This window comes from Kitasatospora sp. NPDC001175, assembly GCF_053598215.1.
This window is the reverse complement of sequence record NZ_JBSFJU010000089.1, coordinates 1-23,686: the sequence shown is the minus strand read 5'-3', so window position 1 is coordinate 23,686 and position 23,686 is coordinate 1. Positions and strand designations below refer to the sequence as shown.

Annotated in this window: 15 protein-coding genes; 5 read left to right on the top strand and 10 right to left on the bottom strand. The window is 70.5% G+C overall.

What is annotated here, in order from left to right; translation table 11 throughout:
- Nucleotides 1-132 precede the first annotated feature (132 nt).
- Nucleotides 133-1,059: a rhamnogalacturonan acetylesterase gene (locus tag ACWDAK_RS36270; protein WP_344635184.1), complete on the bottom strand. Its 927-nt coding sequence runs from the start codon at nucleotides 1,057-1,059 to the stop codon at nucleotides 133-135.
- Between the two features lie 270 nt (nucleotides 1,060-1,329).
- Here ACWDAK_RS36270 and ACWDAK_RS36265 point away from each other — a divergent pair, with 270 nt between their 5' ends.
- From ACWDAK_RS36265 to ACWDAK_RS36250, 4 genes are read left to right on the top strand one after another with little or no spacing between them, the layout of a single operon-like run.
- Nucleotides 1,330-2,073, top strand: a complete 744-nt coding sequence (locus tag ACWDAK_RS36265; protein ID WP_344635183.1) for a rhamnogalacturonan acetylesterase — start codon at nucleotides 1,330-1,332, stop codon at nucleotides 2,071-2,073.
- A 43-nt stretch (nucleotides 2,074-2,116) separates the two neighbouring features.
- Complete coding sequence (locus ACWDAK_RS36260) at nucleotides 2,117-2,875, top strand: Ig-like domain-containing protein (protein ID WP_344635182.1); 759 nt, start codon at nucleotides 2,117-2,119, stop codon at nucleotides 2,873-2,875.
- Nucleotides 2,876-2,889: 14 nt separating this feature from the next.
- Nucleotides 2,890-3,588 (top strand): peptidase inhibitor family I36 protein, encoded by a 699-nt coding sequence (locus tag ACWDAK_RS36255; RefSeq protein WP_344635181.1) that lies wholly within the window; start codon nucleotides 2,890-2,892, stop codon nucleotides 3,586-3,588.
- A gap of 11 nt (nucleotides 3,589-3,599) precedes the next feature.
- Complete coding sequence (locus ACWDAK_RS36250) at nucleotides 3,600-4,931, top strand: phosphodiester glycosidase family protein (RefSeq protein WP_427395875.1); 1,332 nt, start codon at nucleotides 3,600-3,602, stop codon at nucleotides 4,929-4,931.
- Here the strand turns inward: ACWDAK_RS36250 and ACWDAK_RS36245 are convergent.
- The 9 genes from ACWDAK_RS36245 to ACWDAK_RS36205 form a co-directional block, all read right to left on the bottom strand.
- Nucleotides 4,922-9,343 (bottom strand): bifunctional glycosyltransferase/CDP-glycerol:glycerophosphate glycerophosphotransferase, encoded by a 4,422-nt coding sequence (locus ACWDAK_RS36245; RefSeq protein WP_427395874.1) that lies wholly within the window; start codon nucleotides 9,341-9,343, stop codon nucleotides 4,922-4,924. The two genes, ACWDAK_RS36250 and ACWDAK_RS36245, sit on opposite strands and share 10 nt — an antisense overlap.
- A 6-nt stretch (nucleotides 9,344-9,349) precedes the next feature.
- Nucleotides 9,350-10,450 (bottom strand): CDP-alcohol phosphatidyltransferase family protein, encoded by a 1,101-nt coding sequence (locus ACWDAK_RS36240; RefSeq protein ID WP_427395873.1) that lies wholly within the window; start codon nucleotides 10,448-10,450, stop codon nucleotides 9,350-9,352.
- A 203-nt stretch (nucleotides 10,451-10,653) separates the two neighbouring features.
- Nucleotides 10,654-12,189 (bottom strand): ArnT family glycosyltransferase, encoded by a 1,536-nt coding sequence (locus ACWDAK_RS36235; RefSeq protein ID WP_449806540.1) that lies wholly within the window; start codon nucleotides 12,187-12,189, stop codon nucleotides 10,654-10,656.
- 187 nt (nucleotides 12,190-12,376) lie between these two features.
- On the bottom strand, nucleotides 12,377-14,302 hold the full coding sequence (gene dxs, locus ACWDAK_RS36230) for a 1-deoxy-D-xylulose-5-phosphate synthase (RefSeq protein ID WP_344635176.1): 1,926 nt from the start codon (nucleotides 14,300-14,302) through the stop codon (nucleotides 12,377-12,379).
- A 302-nt stretch (nucleotides 14,303-14,604) separates the two neighbouring features.
- Entirely contained in the window at nucleotides 14,605-15,522 is a 918-nt protein-coding gene (locus ACWDAK_RS36225; RefSeq protein ID WP_344635175.1) for a DUF4231 domain-containing protein, read from the bottom strand.
- Between the two features lie 329 nt (nucleotides 15,523-15,851).
- The gene (locus ACWDAK_RS36220; protein ID WP_427395871.1) at nucleotides 15,852-17,150 is read right to left on the bottom strand and encodes a sugar ABC transporter permease; all 1,299 of its coding nucleotides are present in this window, start codon (nucleotides 17,148-17,150) and stop codon (nucleotides 15,852-15,854) included.
- Nucleotides 17,147-17,935 (bottom strand): ATP-binding cassette domain-containing protein, encoded by a 789-nt coding sequence (locus ACWDAK_RS36215; protein WP_344635173.1) that lies wholly within the window; start codon nucleotides 17,933-17,935, stop codon nucleotides 17,147-17,149. The genes ACWDAK_RS36220 and ACWDAK_RS36215 overlap by 4 nt, the downstream gene beginning before the upstream one ends.
- Before the next feature lie 197 nt (nucleotides 17,936-18,132).
- Nucleotides 18,133-19,227 carry a sugar ABC transporter substrate-binding protein gene (locus ACWDAK_RS36210; RefSeq protein WP_344635172.1) on the bottom strand — a complete coding sequence of 365 codons (1,095 nt, stop codon included), beginning with the start codon at nucleotides 19,225-19,227 and terminating at the stop codon, nucleotides 18,133-18,135.
- Between the two features lie 184 nt (nucleotides 19,228-19,411).
- Complete coding sequence (locus ACWDAK_RS36205) at nucleotides 19,412-20,608, bottom strand: ROK family transcriptional regulator (protein WP_344635171.1); 1,197 nt, start codon at nucleotides 20,606-20,608, stop codon at nucleotides 19,412-19,414.
- A gap of 307 nt (nucleotides 20,609-20,915) precedes the next feature.
- Here ACWDAK_RS36205 and pepN point away from each other — a divergent pair, with 307 nt between their 5' ends.
- Nucleotides 20,916-23,507, top strand: a complete 2,592-nt coding sequence (pepN, locus tag ACWDAK_RS36200; protein WP_344635170.1) for an aminopeptidase N — start codon at nucleotides 20,916-20,918, stop codon at nucleotides 23,505-23,507.
- Nucleotides 23,508-23,686 lie beyond the last annotated feature (179 nt).

The following is a 23,686-nucleotide window of genomic DNA, read 5'->3' as shown; positions in this document are numbered from 1 at the left end:
CCTCGGCCGCGGACTCGAAGACCCCGCGAAGCCGGACCCGGACGGCCCGCAGCCGGGGCAGGTCGCTCTCGTCGGTGAGCGCGGAGGCCCGCAGCTGCGGTCCCGGCCCCACGGCCGTTCTTCCGGTCGCTCTCAGCCCGCCAGGGCGGAATCGGGCACGTCCGTGCGCTCCAGGCCCTGGAAGTCCTCGGCGGGCAGGACGTGCTCGGCGTACAGCCGCTTGGCGACCAGCTGGGCGAGCTCGATCGCGCCGTGCGTCTTGAAGTGGGTCTTGTCCTGGACGCCCTTGGGGTAGTTCGGCGACTCGCCCGGCGCCAGCGACAGGAAGTCGTTCAGGGCGCCCTGCGGTCCGTGGGCGTTCCACAGTGCGGTGCTGAGGGTGGTGAGGTCGACCAGCGGCACCTTGTCCTCGGTCGCCACCTGCCGCATGGCTGCCGGGTACTCCCCGTGCGAGGGGGCGATCCGGCCCGCCTGGTCGAAGTGGTAGCGCTCGGCCGGGGTGACCAGGACCGGGACGGCGCCCTTGGAGCGGGCGCCGTCGACGAACTTGCGCAGGTAGTCCTGGTAGCTGCCGAACGGGTCGGTGTGGACGATCGGCTCGGGCCGTTCGTCGTTGTGGCCGAAGCCGATCAGCAGGTAGTCGCCCTTCCTGATCTCGGCCAGGATCTTGGCCAGCCGCCCCTCGTCGACGAAGCTCTTGGAACTCGCCCCGACCTTGGCCCAGTTGTTCACACTGACCTTGTCGTGGTTCAGGAAGACCGGCAGTGCCTCGCCCCAGCCCGTCCGGGGCGCGAACTTGGGCACGTAGGTGGCCGCGGTGGAGTCACCGGCGATGTAGATCCGGGGCAGGCCGCCGGAGCCGTCCGCGGGGGCCGAGGGCTGGTCGCCCGCCGCGGGGTCGGTCGCCGCCGGGTCGGCGCCCGCGTCACCGGCCGTGCCCTTCTTCCCGCCGCCGTCCGATCCGAACAGCACGGTGCCGCCCCACACCAGTGCCACCACCGCGACCAGCGCGGCCACCACACCGATCACCTGTGTCCTACCGAGCCTCCAGCCAGCCACCGCGCCACACTCTCCCTCAGCCACCGTCGACTGCCGGAGCCTACCCGCACCTTCCGAGCGGGATCGGACCGGCCCGGCCGTCCCGGCCCGCCGCGAGGTGCCCGAACTCATGGACGACCTCAGGGAGGTCGGCTAGAGTGACGGTCTATTTGCCCACTATTTACCCGGTGGCGACCACGCGAGCGCGACGGGTACGCACCGCGCAGAAGGACGGTCATGCAGTACGGAGGGCCACGCCCACCCAAGGTGTTCCTGGCGGGTGACTCCAGCATGGCGACCCGTCAGACCAGCTTCATCCCGATGACGGGATGGGGGCAGACCCTGCAGCTCTTCGTCCACCCTGAGGTCGAGGTCGTCAACTGCGCCCGGCCGGGGGCGAGTTCCAAGAGCTTCGCGGACCGCGGCCGGCTCCAGTGGATCCTCGACCACCTGATGCCCGGCGACTACCTGCTGATCTCCTTCGGTCTGATCGACGAGAAGACCGACGCGGGCCGGCACACCAAGCCGTTCACCAGCTATCAGGACTACCTGCGCCTGTACATCGACGGCGCCCGCGAGCGGCTGGCCCACCCCGTCCTGGTGACCAGCCACGAGCGCCGGGGCTTCGACGGCCACGGCAACCTGCTCTGGGCGCTGGGCCACTACCCGGCGGCGATGCGCGAGCTGGCGGCGCAGACCTGCACTCCGCTGATCGACCTGTACGCGCAGAGCCTCGACTGGTGGTCCCAGCTCGGCCCGGAGGGCACCAAGGGGATCTTCCTGTACCTGGCGCCCGGTGAGTCCCCCAACTACCCCGAGGGCATCGAGGACAACACCCACATGCGGCCGGTCGGCGCCATCGAGTGCTCGCGCTTCGTCGCCAGGACGCTGGCCGAGCGGGGCATCGTCCCCGCGCACTGGATAGTCAACCTGGAGCAACCGCAGTTCCCGCCGGAGGCGATGGGCTGGCTCGACGACGGGACCCACGACGCCCTGGTGAAGGCCCGTACCGTCTCGACCGGGGCGGTGCGGTGAGCGCCCGGCAGGCTCCGGCACGGCTCTCGGGAGGGGCCGGCTGATGGAACACCTGATATCCCGCGTCCGGGCGGTGCACCAGCAGCACCCCGAGCTGTCCGTGACGCTCGACCTGACCTCGGAGACCGACCCGGCCCAGCCGCTGCTGCCCGGCCAGCAGGTGGACTTCACGCTGACCCTCAACCCCGTCGGCCCGGGCTTCCGCTTCTACGGCTACCTGATGGAGGAGTCCTACAACACGGTCGCCACCGTCAAGCGCGTCCGCGGGCTCGGCCATCTGGAGAAGCAGAGCCGCTACGCCACCTACACGACCGCCAACACGCCCCGGAGCGCGACCTTCTCCCTGGTCATCAACCAGAACGTGGCGCCGGACGGCGTACTGATGCCCACGGTCTCCGCCGGTGTGATCGCCCGGGAGGGGCAGAAGCTGAACGGCTGCCGGGCGCTCGGCCAGGTCGCCTACCGGCTGCGCCCGGTGGTCGCACCGCCGAAACTGCTGATCGTCACCCCCGGCGGCACCGGGGTCCTGCCGGTGCTGGCCGCCGAACTCGCGCCCGCCGCCCGGCTGATCGGCGTCTCCCCGCCCAGGCACGGCATGATCGGCGTCACGCCGGACGGCACCGTGACCTACTACCCCGAGCAGGGATTCATCGGCTACGACCGGCTGTTCTACACGGTCGAGGACGCCGCGCACCGGATCGCACGGGGCGAGATCACCGTCTTCGTCGGCCATCCCTACGAGACTCCGGGCATGCTCGCCGCCCCCGCGGGGCAGGCGGCGTCCGGATACCCGGTGGGGTAGGAAGCAACCCATACGTGACCACCCCCTCTCGCAGAGCCGTCACGGGCGTCATGGCGATCCTGCTGGCACTGATCTGCGCCTACGTCGGCGTCCGGTACTCCACCCAGCCCGATCGCGCCGCGCGGTGCCCGGCCGGCAGCTTCTGCCTCTACGGCGGCAAGGACGGCACCCTCATGACGGCGTCCGCCCCGGCAGCGGCCTGGGACCTCACCGGCTCCGGCGGACCGGTCCGCACCGTGCGCAACAGCAGCCAGTACTGGGCCTGCCTGTACGAGAAGCCCTCCTTCGGCGGCCGGGTCGGCAAGGTCCCGCCGGGCGGGACGCAGGACATGAAGGGTTCCGCCACGCCCTCGGTCGCCTCGATCAAGGCCGCGAAGTCCCAGGCGGGCTGCCTCAGCGACTACGAGCGCTGCCCCGAGCGTTCGCTCTGCCTGTTCCGGGAACCCAGCGGTCGCGGGCCGATGCAGTACTGGACCGCCGCCGCGCCCGAGTACGGCTCAGACTGGCACGGCGGCGCGGGCTCGGTCTGGAACCGCTCCGTCCAGGCCGCCTGCCTCTACCCCGCTCCCGGCTACCGCGGCCAGTGGACGGCACCGGACGGACAGCACTACGACTCCTTCGTGGTGCCGCCCGGCAGCAGCACCACCCTGGGCGCCCCGTACCAGACGGCCGTCGGCTCGCACCGGCTGGTCGACGACCCTTCCGAGTGCTGACGGAGGACCAGATGCGCACCAGCTCCCGACCGCACGGGCTGCGCCGCCTCGCACTGGCCGGTGCGACGGCGGCCGCGCTGACCGTCACCCCGCCCTCCGGGCGGGCGCACGCCGACGCCGCCGGCGTGCTGGGCCAGCCGTCCGCCGTCACGACCGTGGCGCCCGGAGTCACCCGCACCACCTACCCTGGCGGGAAGCACACCTGGGCCGCCGTCAACGTGCTCCGGGTGGACCCGGACATCGCCCCACTGACCCTGCGCAGCAGCGTCGGCGCGGCGTCGGGTGCCGTCAAGAAGGTCAGCCAGGTGCTCGGGGACCCCAGCCTCGTGCCGCGCCCGGCGGCCGGGGTCAACGGCAGCTTCTTCGACGACGACCTGATGAACAAGTACCGGCTGCCCGAGGGCGATCCGGAAGGCGTCTCCGTCCAGCAGGGCGTGCTGCTCAGCGAGGCCAGCGGCGGGGGTGTGCTGCTGATGCAGCACGGCCGGCCGTACATCACCACCCTGAAGACCGACATCGCGGTCTCGGCCGGCGGAGCCAGCACCGAGGTGCACGGCATCAATCGGCACCCCGGCCGGATCCCCTGGGAGCGCCCGGTCTCCAGCAAGGGGAACCTGCTGGTCGGCTTCCAGGGCGACCTGGAAGCCAAGCCCGACACCCAGGTCTTCGCCAACGACGACGAGATCGTGCTGTTCACCCCGGAGTACGGCATCCCCACCCCCGGGCCGCTGGAGGGCTCGGAGGCCGACAGCGCCGACGACCCGGGCGTGGAGGTCGTGGTGGACCGCGGCGGGACGGTGCGTTCGCTGGGCCGAGGGCGCGGCGGCACCGACATCCCGCCCGGCGGCAAGGTGCTCCAGGGCATCGGTGCCGGCGCCGACTGGCTCACCGCCCATGCCAGGGTGGGCAGTTCGCTGACGGTGACGGAGAAGGTGACCGACCTCCGGTTCGGCGACGAGATCCCGCTCAGCCGCTCGCTCTACGCCGTCTCCGGACGCCTGATCATGCGCCAGGACGGCAAGAGCACCTACAGCGGCTCCGGCGGCGACCGGCACGCCAGGACGGTCGTCGGCGTGGACGGCGAGGGCAAGGTGCTGCTGGTCACCGTCGACGCCGACGACGACCGGCCCGGCATGGACTACAACCAGCTCGGTGACCTGCTCGCCGCGCTGGACGCGACCGACGCGCTGAACATCGACGGTGGCGGCTCCACCACCCTGGTGGTGGACGGCGCCCTGGTCAACAAGCCCTCCGACGGCTTCGAGCGCCCGGTCTCCGACATGGTGCAGGTGACCTGGGGCGGGTACGGGGTGCAGCACCGGGCGCCCTCGGGTCAGGGCTGACGGCGGCGGTTGAGCTCCTCGACGGCCTTGAAGACGCGCTCGCTGTTACGGGTGTCGCGGGGCCCGAAGAAGGCCTCCACCCGCTCCCGGTAGGGGCTCTGCATCACGAAGCCTCCCGCCATCGAGGCGATCACCTCGTCGACCGCGTGCTCGACCGTGCGGCAGGCCGGGCCGAAGCCCTCGGTGAGGATGTTCAGGTACCCGAGCCGGTAGTGCTTGCTGTAGAACTCGTCGAAGTCGAACGGGACGTAGATCAGCGGCGTCCCCATGTAGACCACGTCGAAGAACACCGACGAGTAGTCGGTGACCATCAGCGAGCACTCCTTGATGGCGTCCTGGACGTCCCGGGTCGCCGGGTCGGCCACCTCGACCGAGGGGTGTCCGGTGCTGAAGTGGTGCAGGTAGGGCCGGATCTCGTAGTGCGGGAAGAACTCCAGCGTCACACCGAAGTGCTCGAGTGCGGCGAGCAGCCGCGGGTGCTTGATGAACTCGGAGAAGAAGCGGTAGTACTCCGAGGAGGCGAAGGGGATCTTCGGCTGGGCCGCCCGGTTGTAGGAGGGCGCCACGATGTCCCGGCGCCAGGTGGGCATCAGCAGGATCCGCCGGTCCTTGCGGACCTGCTCCAGCGCGTCGAAGCGCGGCAGCCCGGTCTGCGCCATCCGCCCCGGCCCGTAACCGAACTCCTCGGCGATGTACCGGTTCTCGGCGGCGGCGGAGGTGACGAACAGGTCCACGCTGGTGACGTGCCGCTGGGCGGACTGCGAGACGTCGTTGTAGATGACGCCGTGCTGCAGGAAGACCCGCTTGTAGCGCAGCAGGTCGCCGTAGGTGGTCAGGTAGGCGCGCTTGTGGGTGCCGCGCGGGGTGAGGTAGGCCTCCAGGTCGTACGGGCTGATCAGATTGGTGGCGTGCAGCATGTACAGCCGGTGCCGCAAGGAGCCGTGGGCCAGCACGTTGCCGTACTTCTTGACCTTGCCCCAGTCCGGGCTGGTCCGCTCGATCACGTAGTAGGCGTTGCGGCGCTTCTTGTTCTTCCGCATCCAGCGGAAGAAGTGCAGGCCGTTGTCCTGGGCGGTGTCCTGGCGCTCGCCGATGATCCAGATGTTGCGGTGGTGCAGCAGCGGGTGCGTCAGCCAGTAGCCGAGCCTGGTGCGCCAGCCCGTGCGGCCGGGCAGGCTCCAGCGGACCTGGCGGGCGCCGCGGCGCAGCGCGCCGGGGACTCGGCCGAAGGCCGACCGGGCGAGGACGTTCAGGCGGACGGTGCCGTGCGCGTCCACGGTCAGCTCGTACCGGCGCCGGCTGATCCGGTGGACGCCCTTGTAGCGGTGCAGCGACATCCGCGCGGTGACCGGGATGTCCACCCGGTGCTCTCCGTCGCCGTCGTTGATCCGGACGAAGAGCTCCTGCCGGCCCGGGCCCGCCTGGGCGAGGTGGCCGTCCTGCAGGCGGGCGTGGAAGCCCGCGTACAGGTCCTTCTCCTTGCGCACGTGCCAGCGGTCGCGCCGGTAGTCCTGCTCCAGCGGTGCGGCGACCTCGCCGCGGTCCGAACGCAGCACCAGTTCAAGACGGTTGTGCAGGGGCTCGGCGAGGTCCACGCCGGTCATCGAGAGCAGGCCCTCGAGGTGCAGTACCCCGCCGGCGACTTCGGCCGCCTCCAGGATCGCGCTCTGCTTGTCGACCCGCAGCAGGCCGGACTCGGTCTGGGCGCCCGCCAATTGGCGGTAGAGCCCGTCGGCGTCCGCGTAGAGCTGCGGACGGTCCACCGGCTGCTCGGCCGGATCGCAGAAGACGTCCAGCAGGCCGGTCTTGGCGGCGTAGTGCAGCAGCCGGGACTGCGGCTGGACCGCGTACTGCCTGATCAACTCGTCGGGGATCGGCGCGTACTGGGCGCAGACCGCCGGGAAGATCTCGGCCAGCGCCGGGCGGCTCATGATCCGGTGCAGGCTGCGCAGGTACGGCTGGTAGTTGCGGACCACCATCCGGAAGACCGTCTCGCGGACCCTGGGCTCGTCCTGCTCGGTGAACGCCAGCAGTCCCAGGTGGAGTTGGAGCAGGTCACGGGAGCGCTGCGGGTGGTTCCACGGCGAGTCCAGGAAGGAGCCGCGCTTCTCCTCCATCCGCTCCAGGTAGACGGTCCGGTCCACCAGACTGATCTTGCGGGCCCGCAGCAGTGCGGGCAGCGCCAGCCATGCCTCGTCGAAGTGCAGGCCCTCGCCGAAGCGAAGCCCGTACTCGGCCAGTTTGAGGGTCTTGAAGAGTTTGCCGCCGATGCCGTCGGCGAAGAGCAGGAAGGGGGTGTCGGTCAGGTTCCTGATCGTGCGGTCGCCGTTGCCGAAGTAGCGCTGCCACGGCGGCGGGGTGGTGGACTGCACCGGGAACTGCGCGACGTCGCCCATGATCACGTCGGCGAAGTCCTCGCGGGCGGCCATCAGCAGGTTGTGCAGGGCGTTCCTGGCCAGCACGTCGTCGGCGTCCACGAACATCACCCAGGGCGCGCCGACCTTGCCGAGACCGGCGTTGCGGGCCGCGCCGGCGCCCTGGCGGGCCTGCGAGATCACGGTGACGTTCGACCGGTACGCGGCGAAGGACTGCAGGATCCCGGCCGTGCCGTCGGTGGAGCCGTCGTCGACCAGGATGACCTGGGCCCGTTCGATACCGCGCTGCACGCCGATCGACCAGAGGCAGTCCAGCAGGGTGGCCTCGGCGTTGTGGCAGGGCACCACGATGGCCGCGGTGTACCGCTCCGGCTGCTCGGGCACCGCGGGGACGCCCGTCTCACGGGTGAACCACTGCCAGTCCACGCTGGAGCGCTTGCTCGCCGCGACCAGCTCCAGGTGCTCGGCGGCGGTGCGCATGCACAGGTTGCCGCTGACCGTCTCGTACGCCTCGAACAGGGCCTTGCCGACCTCGAAACGGTACTCGCCGAGCTCGTGCCCGCGGATGCACAGCGCGGTGGTGTGGCGCTTGCCGTTCCACAGCACCTGCATCAGGAAGTTCCACCGGCCGCCCGCCTTCAGCGCCCGGCCGACCTCGTCGATGTCGAGTGTGGCCCGGTAGCGGATCACCCGGGTGTCGACCGAGAAGAGCTCGACCGGGTACTCGTAGGCCACGCCCTTGCCCTTGCGGACGATGCCCTTGAGGGTGAGCTGGTCCTTGACACCGATCCGGCCGAACTGGTTGTGGATCTCGCCCGCGAGCTCGATCCGCTGGCCGTCCACCTGGAAGTGCACCACCTGGTTGAACAGCTTGGCGTCGGCGAACTCGGCGGTGTGCAGGCCGAGCAGGGTGGCGTCCAAGTGGAGCTCGGCGTCCGGCAGGTGCAACCCGGCCGCCGTCCAGTACACCTTGCCGTCGCGCTCCACCACGTCGCTGGAGACCACCGAGCGGCGCTGGACGAAGTCGGCGGTGGCGACCGCCGCGTCCAGCAGGCCGTGCCGCAGGCAGTAGGCCCGGATCCGCTCGATCACCCCGCAGCGCTCGTACGCCTCGGGGCTGATGGTCTCCAGGTACTCGGCGGTGATCCGCTGGAAGGCGGACCGGTACTCGTCGTCGCCGGCGCGCAGCGCGCCCATGTAGAGCTTCAGGTCATGGGCGAGGAACTTGAGGTCCTTGCGGATCTTCAGGTCGTACGCGCCCCGGGCGATCAGGAACTCGTCGGCCTGCTGGTGCACCCAGACCCGGTCGGCGATGCTGCGGATCTCGCCGAGCCGCCGGGTGATCGAGGGCGTCTCGGAGCTGGTCTCGTACAGCCAGCGGTAGACGGGCCGCGGGATGATGACGATGCCCTGGGCGCAGGCGTACGCCACGGTGGAGAACAGGGTGTCCTCGTAGAACACGCCCTCGGGGAAGCGGACGTTGCCGCGCAGCAGGTACTCGCGGCGGTAGAGCTTGGCGGCGGCGATCGGGTCGGTGAGCAGGTCCGGGTAGTCCCGGATGCCGGCGAAGCGCCGCTCCTCCGGGTCGGCGTGCAGGTCCGCGGCCCAGACCTTGGGCTCGCCGGTCTCCACGTTGACCCGCACCGCCCGGCCGACGGTGAGGTCGGCGCCGGTGCGCAGCGCGGACTCCAGCAGCTCCTCGCAGGCCTTGTTGGGCAGCTCGTCGTCGGCGTCCAGGAACATCACGTAGGTGCCGGTGGCCGCCGCGACGCCGTCGTTGCGGGGCGCGCCGACCCCGCCGCTGTTGGCCTGGCGGGGTATCAGCCGGATCCGCGGGTCGGCCTGGGCGAAGCCCTGGACCAGTTCGACGGTGTTGTCCTGGGAGTGGTCGTCGACCACCAGGATCTCGATCGCGTCCAGGGTCTGCAGCTGCGCCGACTGGATCGCCCGGCCGACCGTACCGGCCGCGTTGTAGGCGGCGATCACCACCGAGACGGCCGGGGAGGGGGACGTCACGTACTCAGTACTGCTGTGCAAAGCGGCTCACCGGATGGTACGCAGGGACACGGTCGGGACGTCCTGTTCCGCCTGGAACGACCGCACGGGCTTCCTGCCCTGCTCCCGCTCGGTCCGGTCCGGGTTGCGCAGGCCGGCGGCGATCTCCAGGTCCCGGCGGCGCTTGCGCTGGGCCATGTCGGCCATGGTCCGCTCGAAGTCCTTGGTGGAGAGCCAGAACTTGTAGAGGATGGCGAGCTCGAAGAGCGCCAGGCCCACCGAGACCGCCACGGTGACCTGGCCGATCCGGCCGACCAGCGGGGCGACGATGAAGACGCCCATCTGGAACTCGATGCCGCTGATCAGGTGGGTGCGGATGCGGTGCCGCTTGAGGAAGTTGCGGGCCCTCATGTACCAGGGGAAGTTCTTCCGGAAGCCCTGGTGCAGGTCGACGATCTCGGCGTCCTGGGTCTCCAGCAGCACCTGGGCCTGGACGATCTCGGGCTGGGCGGTGTCGAGTTCGGGGTTGTCGCGGAGCAGGTCCTCCATGAAGAGCAGCGACTTGCCGCTGACCCCGGCGGTGCTGCCGCCGCTGACCGTCTCCAGCTTCTTCCGCATGCCCTGGCGCATCTTGTAGATCTGCAGCGCGTTCACGTAGCGGATCATGTCGAGGAAGATGACCAGGATGGCCAGCCAGAAGTACATCTCGGTCGGGTTGGCACGGAACTGGCCGACCATCAGGCAGAGCGCGCAGACGACGACCCGGATCCGGTCGAAGACGTAGTCCAGCCAGGCGCCGAAGATGCTGCCGTTGCCGGTCAGCCGGGCCAGCTTCCCGTCCATGCAGTCGAGGATGAAGCTCAGGTGGTAGAGGCCGGCGCCGAGCAGCAGCGAGGTGCGGTCGCCGAGGGCGTAGAGCCAGGCCGAGCCGAGGCCGAGGAAGAGCGCGGCCCAGGTGATCTGGTTGGGGGTGATCCGGGTATGGCGGGCGACCCATCGGACCAGCGGGGTGGCCACCGGGTCCACCAGGACCACGGTCCACCAGGCGTCACGCTTCTTCAGCGTGCGGTCCTTGACCTCGCCGAGGGTCATGGTTCTGCGGTGCGAGCCCCGCCCCGCCACCCGCGCCTCCGAGGAGTCGTCGTTCATGTCACCGGCCAACGCCACCGCTTGCCACGGTCCCTTCCTAGAACTTCGTGCTGGCCCCGTGGGATCGCGGTGTGGGTCGCTGGGTCTGGTGCCATGAGCTCAGCATGATCTCATGAACAGATTACCGGGCGGCGATGTCCGCTTGAATACGGCATTGCCAAGGAATGGTCACGCGCCATCAGTTACCCGATACGGGCGATTCGTCACTTCTTCAACCGGTAGATGACGGTGTCGGCGTTCACCGCCACGACCTCGTACCTGCTGTCCAGCAGACTTTCGATCCGCGGTACCAGCACCGGCTGGTAGGGCGCGTGGCCGGAGTCGTCCACCACCACCTCGGGCAGTCCCGCGGAGAGTTCCTGATCGAAGGTCTGCCAGGCGTCGGCGACGCTGTACTGCTCGCCGACGTTCTGGGCGGTGTCCTTGCCGCCGCTGTAGTTGGTCAGGAAACCCGCCGTCAGGTAGCGGGTGACCGGCTTGCGGTCGGACAGCCAGTACAGCTCCGGGTGCATGCCCCAGACCAGGACCTTGTCCTTGGGCGTGGTCTGCTCGGCGATGGTGGTGGCGACCTCGGTGGTGTGGTTCATCTTCTGGCCCGGCCAGAACAGTGCCAGACCCCAGAACACCGTCGCGGCGACCGTGGTGTACACCAGTACCGGCCGCCAGCGGATCCGCGAGGTGCACACCGCGCCCACCCCGAGCAGCACCAGCGGCGGCATCAGCTGCAGGTAGTAGTGGCCGAAGAAGTGGAAGCCGGTGCAGACCGCGATGACCGAGGAGAGCAGCCAGACCCACAGGTCGGCGGTCGAGCCGTGCTCCTGGCCGGCCGGCTCCTGGACCGGGCGACCGCGGTACCTCAGCCAGAGCCGGCGGCCCACCGGGGCCAGGAAGCCCAGCGCGGCGGCCAGCAGGATGCCCGCGTTGCCGAGGGCGCGGCCGAGCATCTGCAGCCAGGCGCCGTCCAGCGAGGCGTAGTCGCCGCTGCCGGTGACCACCCAGAACAGGAAGCCCTTGGGCTTGGTGAGGATCACCGCGACCAGCGCTATCGGCAACGCGAAACCGAAGCAGACCTTGGCCAGCGCGGACTTCCAGGCCACCCCGCGGTGCCGGGCGTCCTGCCAGAGCATCCAGAGCACCGGCATCAGCACCGCCCCGCCGGTCTGCTTGGTGAGCGAGCAGAGCGCCACCGCGATGCCGGCCGCCAGCCAGCGCCGCCGCTCGGCGTACCGGAAGGCGGCCACCATGGCCGGGAGCATGAAGACCTCGAAGGTCGCCGCCTGGGTGTCCTCCGGGGAGAGCCCGATGGAGATCAGCAGGTAGAGCGCCCCGGCGAAGGCACCGGCGCGGTTGCCCCAGCGCCCGCGCGAGAGCGAGGCCAGCAGGATCGCGGTGACCAGGTGCGCCACGATCGCCAGAACCCGCAGCGGCCAGAGCGAGAGCGAGCCGAAGACCGCGAAGCACGCCTCGTACAGCCAGGGCAGCAGCGGGGGCTTGCGGTCGACCACGGTGTCGTAGAGCACACCGCCTCCCGCCAGCATCCGGGCCTGGGTGGCCAGGTAGCCCTCGTCCGGGCTCCAGACCGGGCGGATGAAGGACGGGATGTGGGTGACCACCGCCAGCAGGGTCAGCACCGGGACGACTCTGGTCCAGTACCCCGTGCGGACGTGCCCGAGCAGCCGCCGGTGCGGGCGGTCGGTCAGACGGGCGGGCGGTGCCACACGAGTGGGGGAGTCAAGCACAGGTGACAAACTACCCGGCGGGACCGACTCGGGTGGCGCTGGTCCCGCCATTCAGTCAGCTCATGTGACAGTCGTCCGATATGCCCGTGCGTGGTTGAGCGCCGACGGACCGGCCGGAAGTGTCCTTCGTCACGCCGCCGTACGGGGCTGTGGGGCCCCGTACGGCGGGCGTCCGTTCCGCGTGGGGTCAGGCCTCGACGGTGACCCGGTCCAGCCGGGCCACCGCCTCGGTGACCTTGCGCGCGATGTCCGGCGCGGTCAGGCCGATCTCGGCCAGGATCTCCTCGCGCTTGGCGTGGTCGAGGAACTCCTGCGGGATGCCGAAGTCGCGCAGCGGCAGGTCCACGTCCGCGTCGCGCAGCGCCTGGGCGATCGCGGCGCCGACGCCGCCGGTGCGGCCGTTGTCCTCGACCGTGACGACCATCCGGTGCTCGGCGGCCAGGCCCGGCAGGGCGGCGTCCACCGGCTTGACCCAGCGCGGGTCCACCACGGTGGAGGTGATGCCCTGGGCGGCCAGCAGCTCGGCGGCCTCCAGGCAGACGGTGGCCATCGCGCCGACCGAGACGATCAGCACGTCGGCGCGCTTGTCGCCGTCGGACCCGGCCGAGGAGTCGGACGAGAGGCGCCCGCGCAGCACGTCCATGCCGCCGATCCGGCCCAGGGACGGGACTGCGGGGCCGACCGTGCCCTTGGAGTAGCGGACCACGGTGGGCGCGTCCCCGACCTCGACGGCCTCACGCAGCTGGGCCCTGACCTGGTCGGCGTCGCGCGGCGCGGCGAGCCGCAGGCCGGGGACGACCTGCAGGATCGACATGTCCCACATGCCGTTGTGCGAGGCGCCGTCGGTGCCGGTGACACCCGCGCGGTCGAGCACGAAGGTGACGCCGAGCTTGTGCAGGGCGACGTCCATCAGGACCTGGTCGAAGGCCCGGTTCAGGAAGGTCGCGTACACCGCGACCACCGGGTGCAGGCCGTTGGTGGCCAGACCCGCGGCCGAGACCGCGGCGTGCTGCTCGGCGATGCCGACGTCGAAGATCCGGTCCGGGAACGCCTTGGCGAACGGGGCCAGGCCCACCGGGTGCAGCATCGCGGCGGTGATCGCCACGATGTCCTTGCGCTCCCGGCCGAGGGCGACCATCTCCTCGCCGAAGACCGAGGTCCAGTCCTTGCCCGCGCTCTTGATCGGCAGGCCGGTCTCCGGGTGGATCACGCCGACCGCGTGGAAGCGGTCCTCGTCGTTCTGCTCGGCGGCGTGGTAGCCGCGGCCCTTCTCGGTGATGCAGTGCACGATCACCGGGCCGCCGAAGCCGCGCGCCTTGGTGAGGGCCGACTCCAGCGCCTGCAGGTCGTGGCCGTCGATCGGACCGATGTACTTCAGGCCCAGGTCCTCGAACATGCCCTGCGGGGCGATGAAGTCCTTGAGGCCCTTCTTGGCGCCGTGCAGGGTGTCGAACAGCGGCTGGCCGACCACGGGTGTGCGCTGCAGCGCCTCCTTGCCCCAGGTCAGGAAGCGCTCGTAGTTCTGGGTGGTGCGCAGCGTGGCGAGGTGGTTGGCCAGGCCGCCGATGGTCGGCGAGTAGGAGCGCTCGTTGTCGTTGACGACGATGACGACCGGCAGGTCCTTGCAGTCCGCGATGTTGTTGAGCGCCTCCCAGGCCATGCCCCCGGTGAGCGCGCCGTCGCCGATCACCGCGACCACCGGGCGGTCCCGGTGGCCCTGGATCTTGTTGGCCTTGGCCAGGCCGTCGGCGTAACCGAGGACGGTGGAGGCGTGCGAGTTCTCGATCACGTCGTGCTCGGACTCGGCGCGGGACGGGTAGCCGGAGAGGCCGCCCTTCATCTTCAGGCGCGAGAAGTCCTGCCGGCCGGTGAGCAGCTTGTGGACGTAGCTCTGGTGGCCGGTGTCGAAGAGGATCCGGTCGCGCGGGGAGTCGAAGACCCGGTGCAGCGCGATGGTGAGCTCCACCACACCCAGGTTCGGCCCGAGGTGGCCACCCGTCTTGGAGACCTCTTCGACCAGGAAGCCGCGGATCTCCTGGGCCAGCGCGGCCAGCTGCGGCATGGTGAGCCGGTCGAGATCGCGCGGTCCCCGAATGCGGGTCAGCAGGGCCACCCGTTCCTCCTCGTTCAAAGGGTCTCAGGCCTTCGGGCCCGGCGGGCCTCGCTGCCCGTTGTACCGGCGCGCTCGGCGGGTACCGTCACGTCCGGCTGGTCGAGTCTAATGTCCACAACTCGGACTTCCGCGACGGGCCGTGCACCTTCCGCACATCCGAGCCCAAGCCGCTGATTTTACCGCTCGGCCCGGGGCCGCCCGGCGGCGCCCCGGGAACGCGGGAAGGGCCACGGCGCGGGGCCACCCGTCCGCGCCCGACCGCGCGGGGCGTGTTCGAGGGATCTTCCCGCGCCTTTCGGCGGCTACCGCGGGAAGGCCCGGCGGGCCCGCCAGGTGGTGTGCTCGCGGGAGACGGCCTCCTCGGCGTCCGCGGCCAGTTTGGCCCAAGTGGACTCGGAGTCCTCCGCGTTGAGGTCCATGGCGGACAGCTGCCCGGAGACGATCTCCAGCTCCCGGGCCGCCAGCAGGTACGCGGCGGCGAGCGGCCGCAGCTGCTTGAGCTGGGTCCAGGCGATCACCGCGGCGGCGGCCGCCGCGCAGGCGCCGAAGGCCTGGACCGAGAGCGCGCCGGCCACCTGGGCCACCGCAGCGGCACCACCGACGATCATCAGGGCGACCGTGGCCAGCCCCCAGGACACCGCCTGCGACTCGCAGGCCTCGGCCCGCGAGCGGTACCAGACGCGCTGCCCGTCCACCCGGGCCCGCAGGTACCTGGTCCGCCGGAGGGCCAGCTCACCGGCCCGCAACTGCCGCATCCCGTCGGTGATCTCCGCCTGCGTCCCGGGCGGCACGATCTCCGGGTCGTCGAACGCCCGCATCACGTCGGTCAGCTGGAGCAGGTAGCGGTTCTCCGCCTCCAGTGAGTCGGCGGGGCCCTCGAAGGGCTGCGCCCGGACCGCGTACTTCCAGGCCAGGGTCTTCACCGACTCGGCGGCGGCCCGGGCCTCGTACCAGCGGCCCTGCGGGTTGGCGCCGCGCAGGCGGTACCAGAAGTAGCCCGCGCCCATGAAGGCGGCGACGGAGACCAGCGGGGTGAGGTCGGTGCCGTGGCGCGCTCCCGGCAGCACGCTGACCACCGCGGCCGCCACCAGCAGCAGGATCTGCCAGCGGTACCAGCGCAGGGTGCGCGCCTGGCCTTCGAGGGAGGCCCGGTCGGCCGTCCAGAACGGCTCGGGAAGAAGCTCGGCCTCGCCGCTGCCCGGTGGATCCTGCTGCACCATCTGCCGCTCCCCCTCACGCCCCGTCAGCAGGCAGTATGCCCAGCCTCAACTCCCGCACACAGCATGCTTTTCGGACAGGCGACACCCCCGATCCGAAGGGCGCGCCGGTGCCGCCCCGAGCCGAGGGGGCACCCCCAGCCGAAGGCTGGGGGCGGCGCGCCGAAGCCGAAAGCGACGAACGACAAGCGACCGACGAAGGAGGGAGTGCCGGAGTGAGGAGTGTTGGCTTCGGGTCAGGAGCGCCCGGAGGCGAGCGGGCGGGTAACGGTACGGGCCGCGGGTCTTGGCGACCCGCGGCCCGTCGGGGGAGCCCGCACGCTCCCCCGGTGTCAGCCTCGACCTGCGGACTTCTGCGTCCGCCGGGAGACCGAGTCCAGGACGACGGCGCCGAGCAGCACCGCACCCGTGATCATGTACTGGATGGACTGGTTGACGTGCACCAGGTCCAGGCCGGTGATGATCGACTGGATCACCAGGATGCCGAGCAGGGCCGACCAGGTCTTGCCGCGTCCGCCGAAGAGGCTGGTGCCGCCGATGACGACCGCCGCGATGGAGTTCATCAGGACGTTGCCGCTACCCAGCAGCTTGTCGCCGGAGCCCTGCTGGGAGGCGATGAACAGGCCGCCGAGGGCCGCCATGCCGGCCGAGATCATGTAGACCGAGATCCGCACCCAGGCCACGTTGACGCCCGCGCGGCGGGCCGCCTCGACCCCGCCGCCGACCGCGAAGACCTGCCGGCCGTAGGTGGTGCGGCGGAGCACGAAGTCACCGATGACGACCACCGCGAGGAAGATCACCAGCGGCAGCGGCAGGCCCTGGTTCTGGTTCAGCACGTACGCCGTGACCAGGGAGACCACCGCGACCACGCCGGTGCGCAGCCAGATCTCGCTCATCGGGCGGGCGGGCAGACCGGCCGCCGAGCGACGGCGGTGGTCCAGCAGCTGGCCGGCGGCGAACAGCGCGGTGCCGAGGACTGCGAGCGCCCAGGCGTAGAAGACGTCGCCGTCACCCAGGAAGTAGGTGTCCAGGTTGGCGATCACGCCGTCGTTGATCAGGTTGACGGTGCCCTTGTCGCCGAGCACGTACATCTGCAGACCGCTCCAGGTCAGCAGACCGGCCAGGGTGACCACGAAGGAGGGCACACCGATCTTGGCGAAGAAGAAGCCGTGCAGGGCGCCCATGCCGACGGCGGCGCCGATCGCGATCAGGACCGCCAGCCACTCGTTGACCCCGGAGCGGACCGAGAGCACCGAGGCGATGGCGGCCGAGACACCGGCGACCGAGCCGAGCGAGAGGTCGATCTCACCGAGCAGCAGGACGAAGACGATACCCACCGCGATCAGGCCGGGACCGGCGATCCACTTGAGGATGTTGGTGAGGTTGTCCGGGTTCAGGAAGTTGCCGGTGAGGCTCTGGAAGATCGCCGCGATCAGGATCAGGCCGAGCACGACCGGGACGGATCCCAGGTCGCCGCTCTTCATCCGGCGCTTGAACTCCTCGACGTAGCCGGAGAATCCGGCCTCCCGGACCAGCAGGCGCGGGTCGACCGCGAGGGTCGCGGCGGGCGCGGCGTCGGTGGCCTCGGTGGCCTCGGTGGCGGTGGCGGTGGTGGTCGGGTCGGTGGTCACTTGGCTTCCTCCGCGAGACGTGCCTGGCGCCGGGTCACCGCGTTCTCGGTGGCACCGGTGATGGCGGAGATGATCTCCTCGTGCGAGGTGCCGGCCACCTCGAACACGCCGTTGTTGCGGCCGAGTCGGAGCACCGCGACGGTGTCCGCGACGGCCTTGACGTCGGCCATGTTGTGGCTGATCAGGATCACGCCGAGGCCGCGCTCGCGCAGCCGCTCGACCAGGTCGAGCACCTGGGCGGTCTGCTCCACGCCGAGGGCGGCGGTGGGCTCGTCCAGGATGACGATCTTCGGGTCGCCGACCAGGGCGCGGGCGATGGCCACCACCTGGCGCTGGCCGCCGGAGAGCGCGGCGATCGGGATCCGGACGCTGGGGATGCGGATCGACAACGTGTCGAGCAGCTCCTTGGCCCGCTTCTCCATCGCGACCTCGTCGAGCGTGCCGAAGCGGCGCAGCTCGCGGCCGAGGAAGAGATTGCCGACCACGTCGAGGTTGTCGCAGAGCGCCAGGTCCTGGTAGACGGTGGCGACGCCGAGGTGCTGGGCGTCCTGCGGCCGGTTGATGGAGACCTGCTTGCCCTCCCACTCGATCGCACCCTCGTCGATCGGGTGGACGCCCGCGATGGTCTTCACCAGCGTGGACTTTCCTGCGCCGTTGTCGCCGACCAGGGCGACCACCTCACCGGCGTGCACCTCGAGGTGGACGTCGGTGAGCGCCTGGACGGCGCCGAAGCGCTTGGAGACCCCGCGCAACGCCAGTACGGGTGCGCCTGTCACGTGAACCAACTCCTTCGTTCCGTGCCGCTGGCTCTTTCGGTGGCGGGGGCACGGCCTGCCGCGCGCCGACCCGGGCGCGAAGGGGGGTAGTGCGGGTAATGATCGGGGGGCGGCGGGAGCTCCGCACGCCGTGCTGGGGCGGGGAGGCGCCCCCTGAGGGGACCGGGGGCGCCTTCCGAGCCGCTGGTACCGCTACTGCGTAAGGGTTACTGCAGACCCGCGGCCTTGCAGGCCTCGGCGTAGTCGGCGGTGCAGATGTCGGCGGCCTTGTAGAGGCCGTCGGCGATCACGGTGTCCTTGATGTTGGCCTTGGTGACGACCTTGGCGTCCAGCAGCTTGGCCGGGATGCCCTTGTCGGTGTCGCTGTCCACGGTGGCGGTGGCGACCGACTTGACGTCCTTGCCCTGCAGCAGGTCGACGGCCAGCTCGGCGGCGTTGTCGGCGAGCGGCTTGTACGCCTTGTAGATGGTGTAGCTCTGGTCGCCGGCGACGATGCGCTGGATGGCGTCCAGACCGGCGTCCTGACCGCCCACCGGGACGGTGATGCCGGACGCCTTCAGCTGGGTGATGATGGCGGCGGCCATGCCGTCGTTGGCCGAGTAGACGGCCTGGAAGCCGTCCTTGCCCAGCTGGGTGATGGCGGCGCCGATCTTCTGGCCGGCCACGGTGGGCTTCCACTCACCGGACTGCTCGTAGACGATCTTCTTGACCTTGCTGTCCAGCACCTTGTGCGCACCGGCCTTGAACTGACCGGCGTTCGGGTCGGCGTCGTCACCGTTGATCATGACCACGTTGGCATCGGCGGCCTTGTCGCCGAGCGCGTCGACCAGGGCCTGGCCCTGCAGCTCGCCGACCTTCTCGTTGTCGAAGGAGACGTACGCGGAGACCGGGCCGCTGGCCAGCCGGTCGTAGGCGATGACCTTGACGCCCTTGTCGGCGGCCTCCTTCACCCACTGCTGGGTGGACTTGGCGTCGAAGGCGTCCAGGATGATGACCTTCACGCCCTGCGCGATCAGCGTGTCGAACTGCTGCTTCTGCTTGGCCGCGGAGCCCTCGGCGTTGCTGTACTTGACGTTGCAGTCACTGCACAGGGCCTTGACCTTCGCCTCGATGAACGGCTTGTCGAAGGACTCGTACCGGGTGGAGGAAGCGTTCTCGGGGAGCAGCAGACCGATCGACTTGCTGTCACCGGAGGAGGCGCTGTCCTTCTTGTCGCCACCGGCCTTGCCGCAGGCGGACATGGTGAGAGCCATCGAGACAGCGGCGGTGCCGATTACCGCGCGACGCATCATTGCGTTCATGGGGGGTGCCTCCCTGACAGAGCCGCAACGTTGCGGCGAGGTGTGAGGAGTCAACCCGCCCTGATTGCTTGTCGTCAATAAGTAAAACCGGAAGACCGGCGATCCGAATCTTTTCGTTATCTTCCTGAAGGCGAAGCCGAGACCAATCGCTTGCGATCGGCCTCGGCCCCCACCCGCGGAGAGCTCAGGCGTGTGCTGCCGCCGAGGCCGCCGGCTGCCGGATAGCGCCCGATTCGCCCATCTCGCTCATCACCAGCGCGAGCGCCCCGAGCACCTCCGCCCGGCCACCCAACGTGCCCGGAACCACCGAGAGTTGGCGCGCTGCGCTCGGGATCGCGTAGCGGGCCACCGAGTCCCGGATCGGGGAAAGCACCAGCTCACCGGCCTCGGCCAGATCGCCGCCGAGAATGATCCGGCGGGGGTTGAGCAGGTTGCACAGCGTGGCCACTCCACTGCCGATCTGCCGTCCGGCGTCGGCGATCACCCGGCGGCAGCCCAGGTCGCCCTGCTGGGCCAGTTGGACCACCTTGGTCAGCGTGAGTTCACCCGGATGATTGGCGTTCAAAAGATTGAGCAGGTAGCGGGAGCCGACGAAGGTCTCCAGGCAGCCCCGGTTGCCGCAGCGGCAGACCGGGCCCGCCTCGTCCAGGGTGATGTGCCCGATCTCGCCCGCCGTACCGCCCGGGCCGCGGTAGATCTGTCCGTTGATCACCAGACCGGCGCCGACACCGCTGGCCACCTTGATGTACGCCAGGTCGCTCAGTCCGCGGCCAGCGCCCCAGACCAGCTCGCCCAGTGCGCCGAGGTTGGCGTCGTTGTCCACGTGCACCGGCATGCCGAGCCGCTGGGAGAGCTCCCGACCGGGGGCGATGCCCGTCCAGCCGGGCAGGATCGCGGTGGAGCCGAGCGCCCCGGTCTCCACGTCGATCGGGCCCGGCACGCCCAGGCCCACCCCGATCACCTTGTCCGAGCGGAAGCCGGCCTGGGCCAGCAGCCGCTCCACCATCGCCTCGGCCCGGTCGAATCCCTGCTGGGCGGAGACGTCCACGTCGATCGGCTCGCTCTCCTCGGCGAGCACCCGGTGCGCCAGGTTGCCCACGGCCACCCGCAGGTGGGTGTGGCCGAAGTCGACGCCCACCACGATCCCGGCGTCACCGCTGAGCGAGACGCTGCGGGCCCGGCGGCCGCCCGAGGAGGTGTCGGCGACCACCACGGTGCCGCTCTCCTTGAGCTCCCGGACGATGTTGGACACCGTGGCCGCCGACAGTCCCGTGCTCCGCGCGATCTCGGCCTGGGTGAGCGAGCCGGCCATCCGGACCGCCCGCAGGACCCGTTCGAGGTTCGCCCGGTGCAGCGAGGACTGCGATCCCGGTGTGTCCATCGACATGATTCACCCTTCCAGGGCCCGGGAACCCGACCGTCCCCTTGCCCCTGCCGCGCCGTTGCGGCGGAGCTCCGTTGCGGCCCCGGGCGGTCGCCACCCGCAGGTGTCGATGCCGCCGCCGGGGCCTCACTTTCAACTTCTGAACTCTATGCTCGGCCCTCAGCCCGATACCGCGTCAAGGCCGAATACAGATCGTTAGGAAACCTCCGCCCGCCCGCCTCCCGGCCTGCGAATATCCGGAGGGCAGGCGGGCACCGGCGTGGGAGGATGCCAGGCATCCATGCCTGACGAAGGAGTTCCGCGAGTGCCTGGCACCAACTTGACCCGCGAGGAGGCCCGTACCCGGGCCGCGCTTCTCCACGTGGACGCGTACGACATCGAGCTCGATCTGGGCTCGGCCCGCGAGGGAGGTACCTTCCGCTCCACCACCGTGGTCCGCTTCACCGCCACCACCCCCGGCGCCGACAGCTTCATCGACCTGGTCGCGCCCCGCGTCGCCGAGATCGTGCTGAACGGCGAGGCACTGCCGCTGGAGAACTTCTCCGACAGCCGGATCGCACTGCCCTCGCTCAAGGCCCACAACGAGCTGCGGGTGGTGGCCGACTGCGCGTACACCAACACCGGTGAGGGCCTGCACCGCTTCGTCGACCCGGTGGACGGCGAGACCTACCTCTACACCCAGTTCGAGGTCCCGGACGCCCGCCGCGTCTTCGCCTCCTTCGAACAGCCCGACCTGAAGGCCTCGTTCAAGTTCACCGTGACCGCCCCCAAGGGCTGGGCCGTGGTCTCCAACTCCCCCACCCCGGCCCCGGTCGGCGAAGGGGACACCCAGGTCTGGCACTTCGAGCCGACCCCGCGGATCTCCTCCTACATCACCGCGCTGATCGCCGGCCCGTACGTGGGTGTCTTCGACGCCTACGAGAAGGACGGGAAGAAGGTCCCGCTGGGCGTCTACTGCCGTCCCTCGCTGCGCGAGTTCCTGGACGCCGAGGCGGTCTTCGAGGTCACCAAGCAGGGCTTCGACTACTTCCAGGAGAAGTTCGACTTCGCCTACCCCTTCGCCAAGTACGACCAGCTGTTCGTCCCGGAGTTCAACGCCGGCGCGATGGAGAACGCGGGCGCCGTCACCCTGCGCGACCAGTACGTCTTCCGGTCCAAGGTGACCGACGCGGCGTACGAGGCCCGGGCCGCGACGATCCTGCACGAGCTGGCCCACATGTGGTTCGGCGACCTGGTCACCATGGAGTGGTGGAACGACCTCTGGCTGAACGAGTCCTTCGCCACCTTCGCCGAGGCCGTCTGCCAGGCCGAGGCCCCCGGCTCTAAGTGGCCGGGCTCCTGGACCACCTTCGCCAACCAGATGAAGACCTGGGCGTACCGGCAGGACCAGCTGCCCTCCACCCACCCGATCATGGCGGAGATCAACGACCTGGAGGACGTCCAGGTCAACTTCGACGGCATCACCTACGCCAAGGGCGCCTCGGTGCTCAAGCAGCTGGTCGCCTACGTCGGCCAGGACGCCTTCTTCAAGGGCGTGCAGGCCTACTTCAAGGCCCACGCCTGGGGCAACACCCGCCTCAGCGACCTGCTCGGCGCTCTGGAGAAGGCCAGCGGCCGCGACCTGAAGACCTGGTCCAAGGCCTGGCTGGAGACCGCCGGCATCAACGTGCTGCGCCCCGAGATCACCCTCAACACCGACGGCCAGATCGAGTCCTTCGTGGTCATCCAGGAGGCCCCCGCGCTGCCCGCCGGTGCCAAGGGCGAGGCCGTGCTGCGCCCGCACCGGATCGCGATCGGCGCCTACGAGCTGACCGACGGCAAGCTGGTCCGCACCGACCGGATCGAGCTGGACGTCAACGGCCCGCGCACCGAGGTCCCGCAGCTGGTCGGCGCGCACCGGCCCGCCGTACTGCTGCTCAACGACGACGACCTCTCCTACGCCAAGGTCCGCCTGGACGAGGACTCGCTCGCCGTCGTCACCCAGCACCTCGGCGGCTTCACCGAGTCGCTGCCGCGCGCCCTGTGCTGGGCCTCCGCCTGGGACATGACCCGCGACGGCGAACTCGCCACCCGCGACTACCTGTCGCTGGCCATCTCGGGTCTGGCCAAGGAGACCGACATCGGCGTGGTCCAGTCGGTGCAGCGCCAGGTCCAGCTGGCCCTGCAGTCCTACGCCGCCCCGTCCTGGCGCGAGCAGGGCCTGGCCCGCTGGGCCGAGGCCGCCGAGCAGCAGCTGCGCGCCGCCGCCCCCGGCAGCGACCACCAGCTGGCCTGGGCCCGTGCCCTGGCCTCGGTCGCCCGCACCGACGAGCAACTCGCCCTGCTGGCAGGCCTGCTGGACGGCACCAAGACCCTGGACGGCCTGACCGTCGACACCGAGCTGCGCTGGACGCTGCTCTCCCGCCTGGTCGCCACCGGCCGCGCCGACGACAAGGCGATCGACGCCGAGCTGGCCCGCGACAACACCGCCGCCGGGCAGGAGCACGCCGCGAGCTGCCGGGCCGCCCGGCCGACCGCCGCCGCCAAGGCAGAGTCCTGGGCCTCGGTGGTCGAGTCCGACAAGCTCACCAACTACGTCCAGGACGCGGTGATCGGCGGCTTCCAGCAGGCCGACCAGCGTGAACTCCTCGCCCCCTACAGCGCGAAGTACTTCGCCGCGGTCAAGGGCATCTGGGAGACCCGCAGCCACGAGATCTCGCAGCAGATCATCACCGGGCTGTACCCGTCGTTGCTGGTCGAGCAGGCCACGCTGGACGTCACCGACGCCTGGCTGGCCTCCGCCTCGCCCGCGCCGGCGCTGCGCCGGATGGTGGTCGAGGCCCGTGCGGGGGTCGAGCGCGCGCTCAAGGCGCAGGCCGCCGACCACGCTGCGGGAGCCCGGGCGCTGGGGCACTGACGCCCGAGCGGGCGCCCTGGCGGCCCGGGGGTGCCAGACCGTGTCCGGTTGACCACGGGCACGGCCGACCCCGCACCCGGGCAAGGGACTTGGGCGCACCGTGAAGTCGCGCCGCCGGGGCCGCTGCCGGAGTGGCTGCCCGGAGGCTGGGCTTTCAGTCGGGCAGGTCGGCCGGCTTC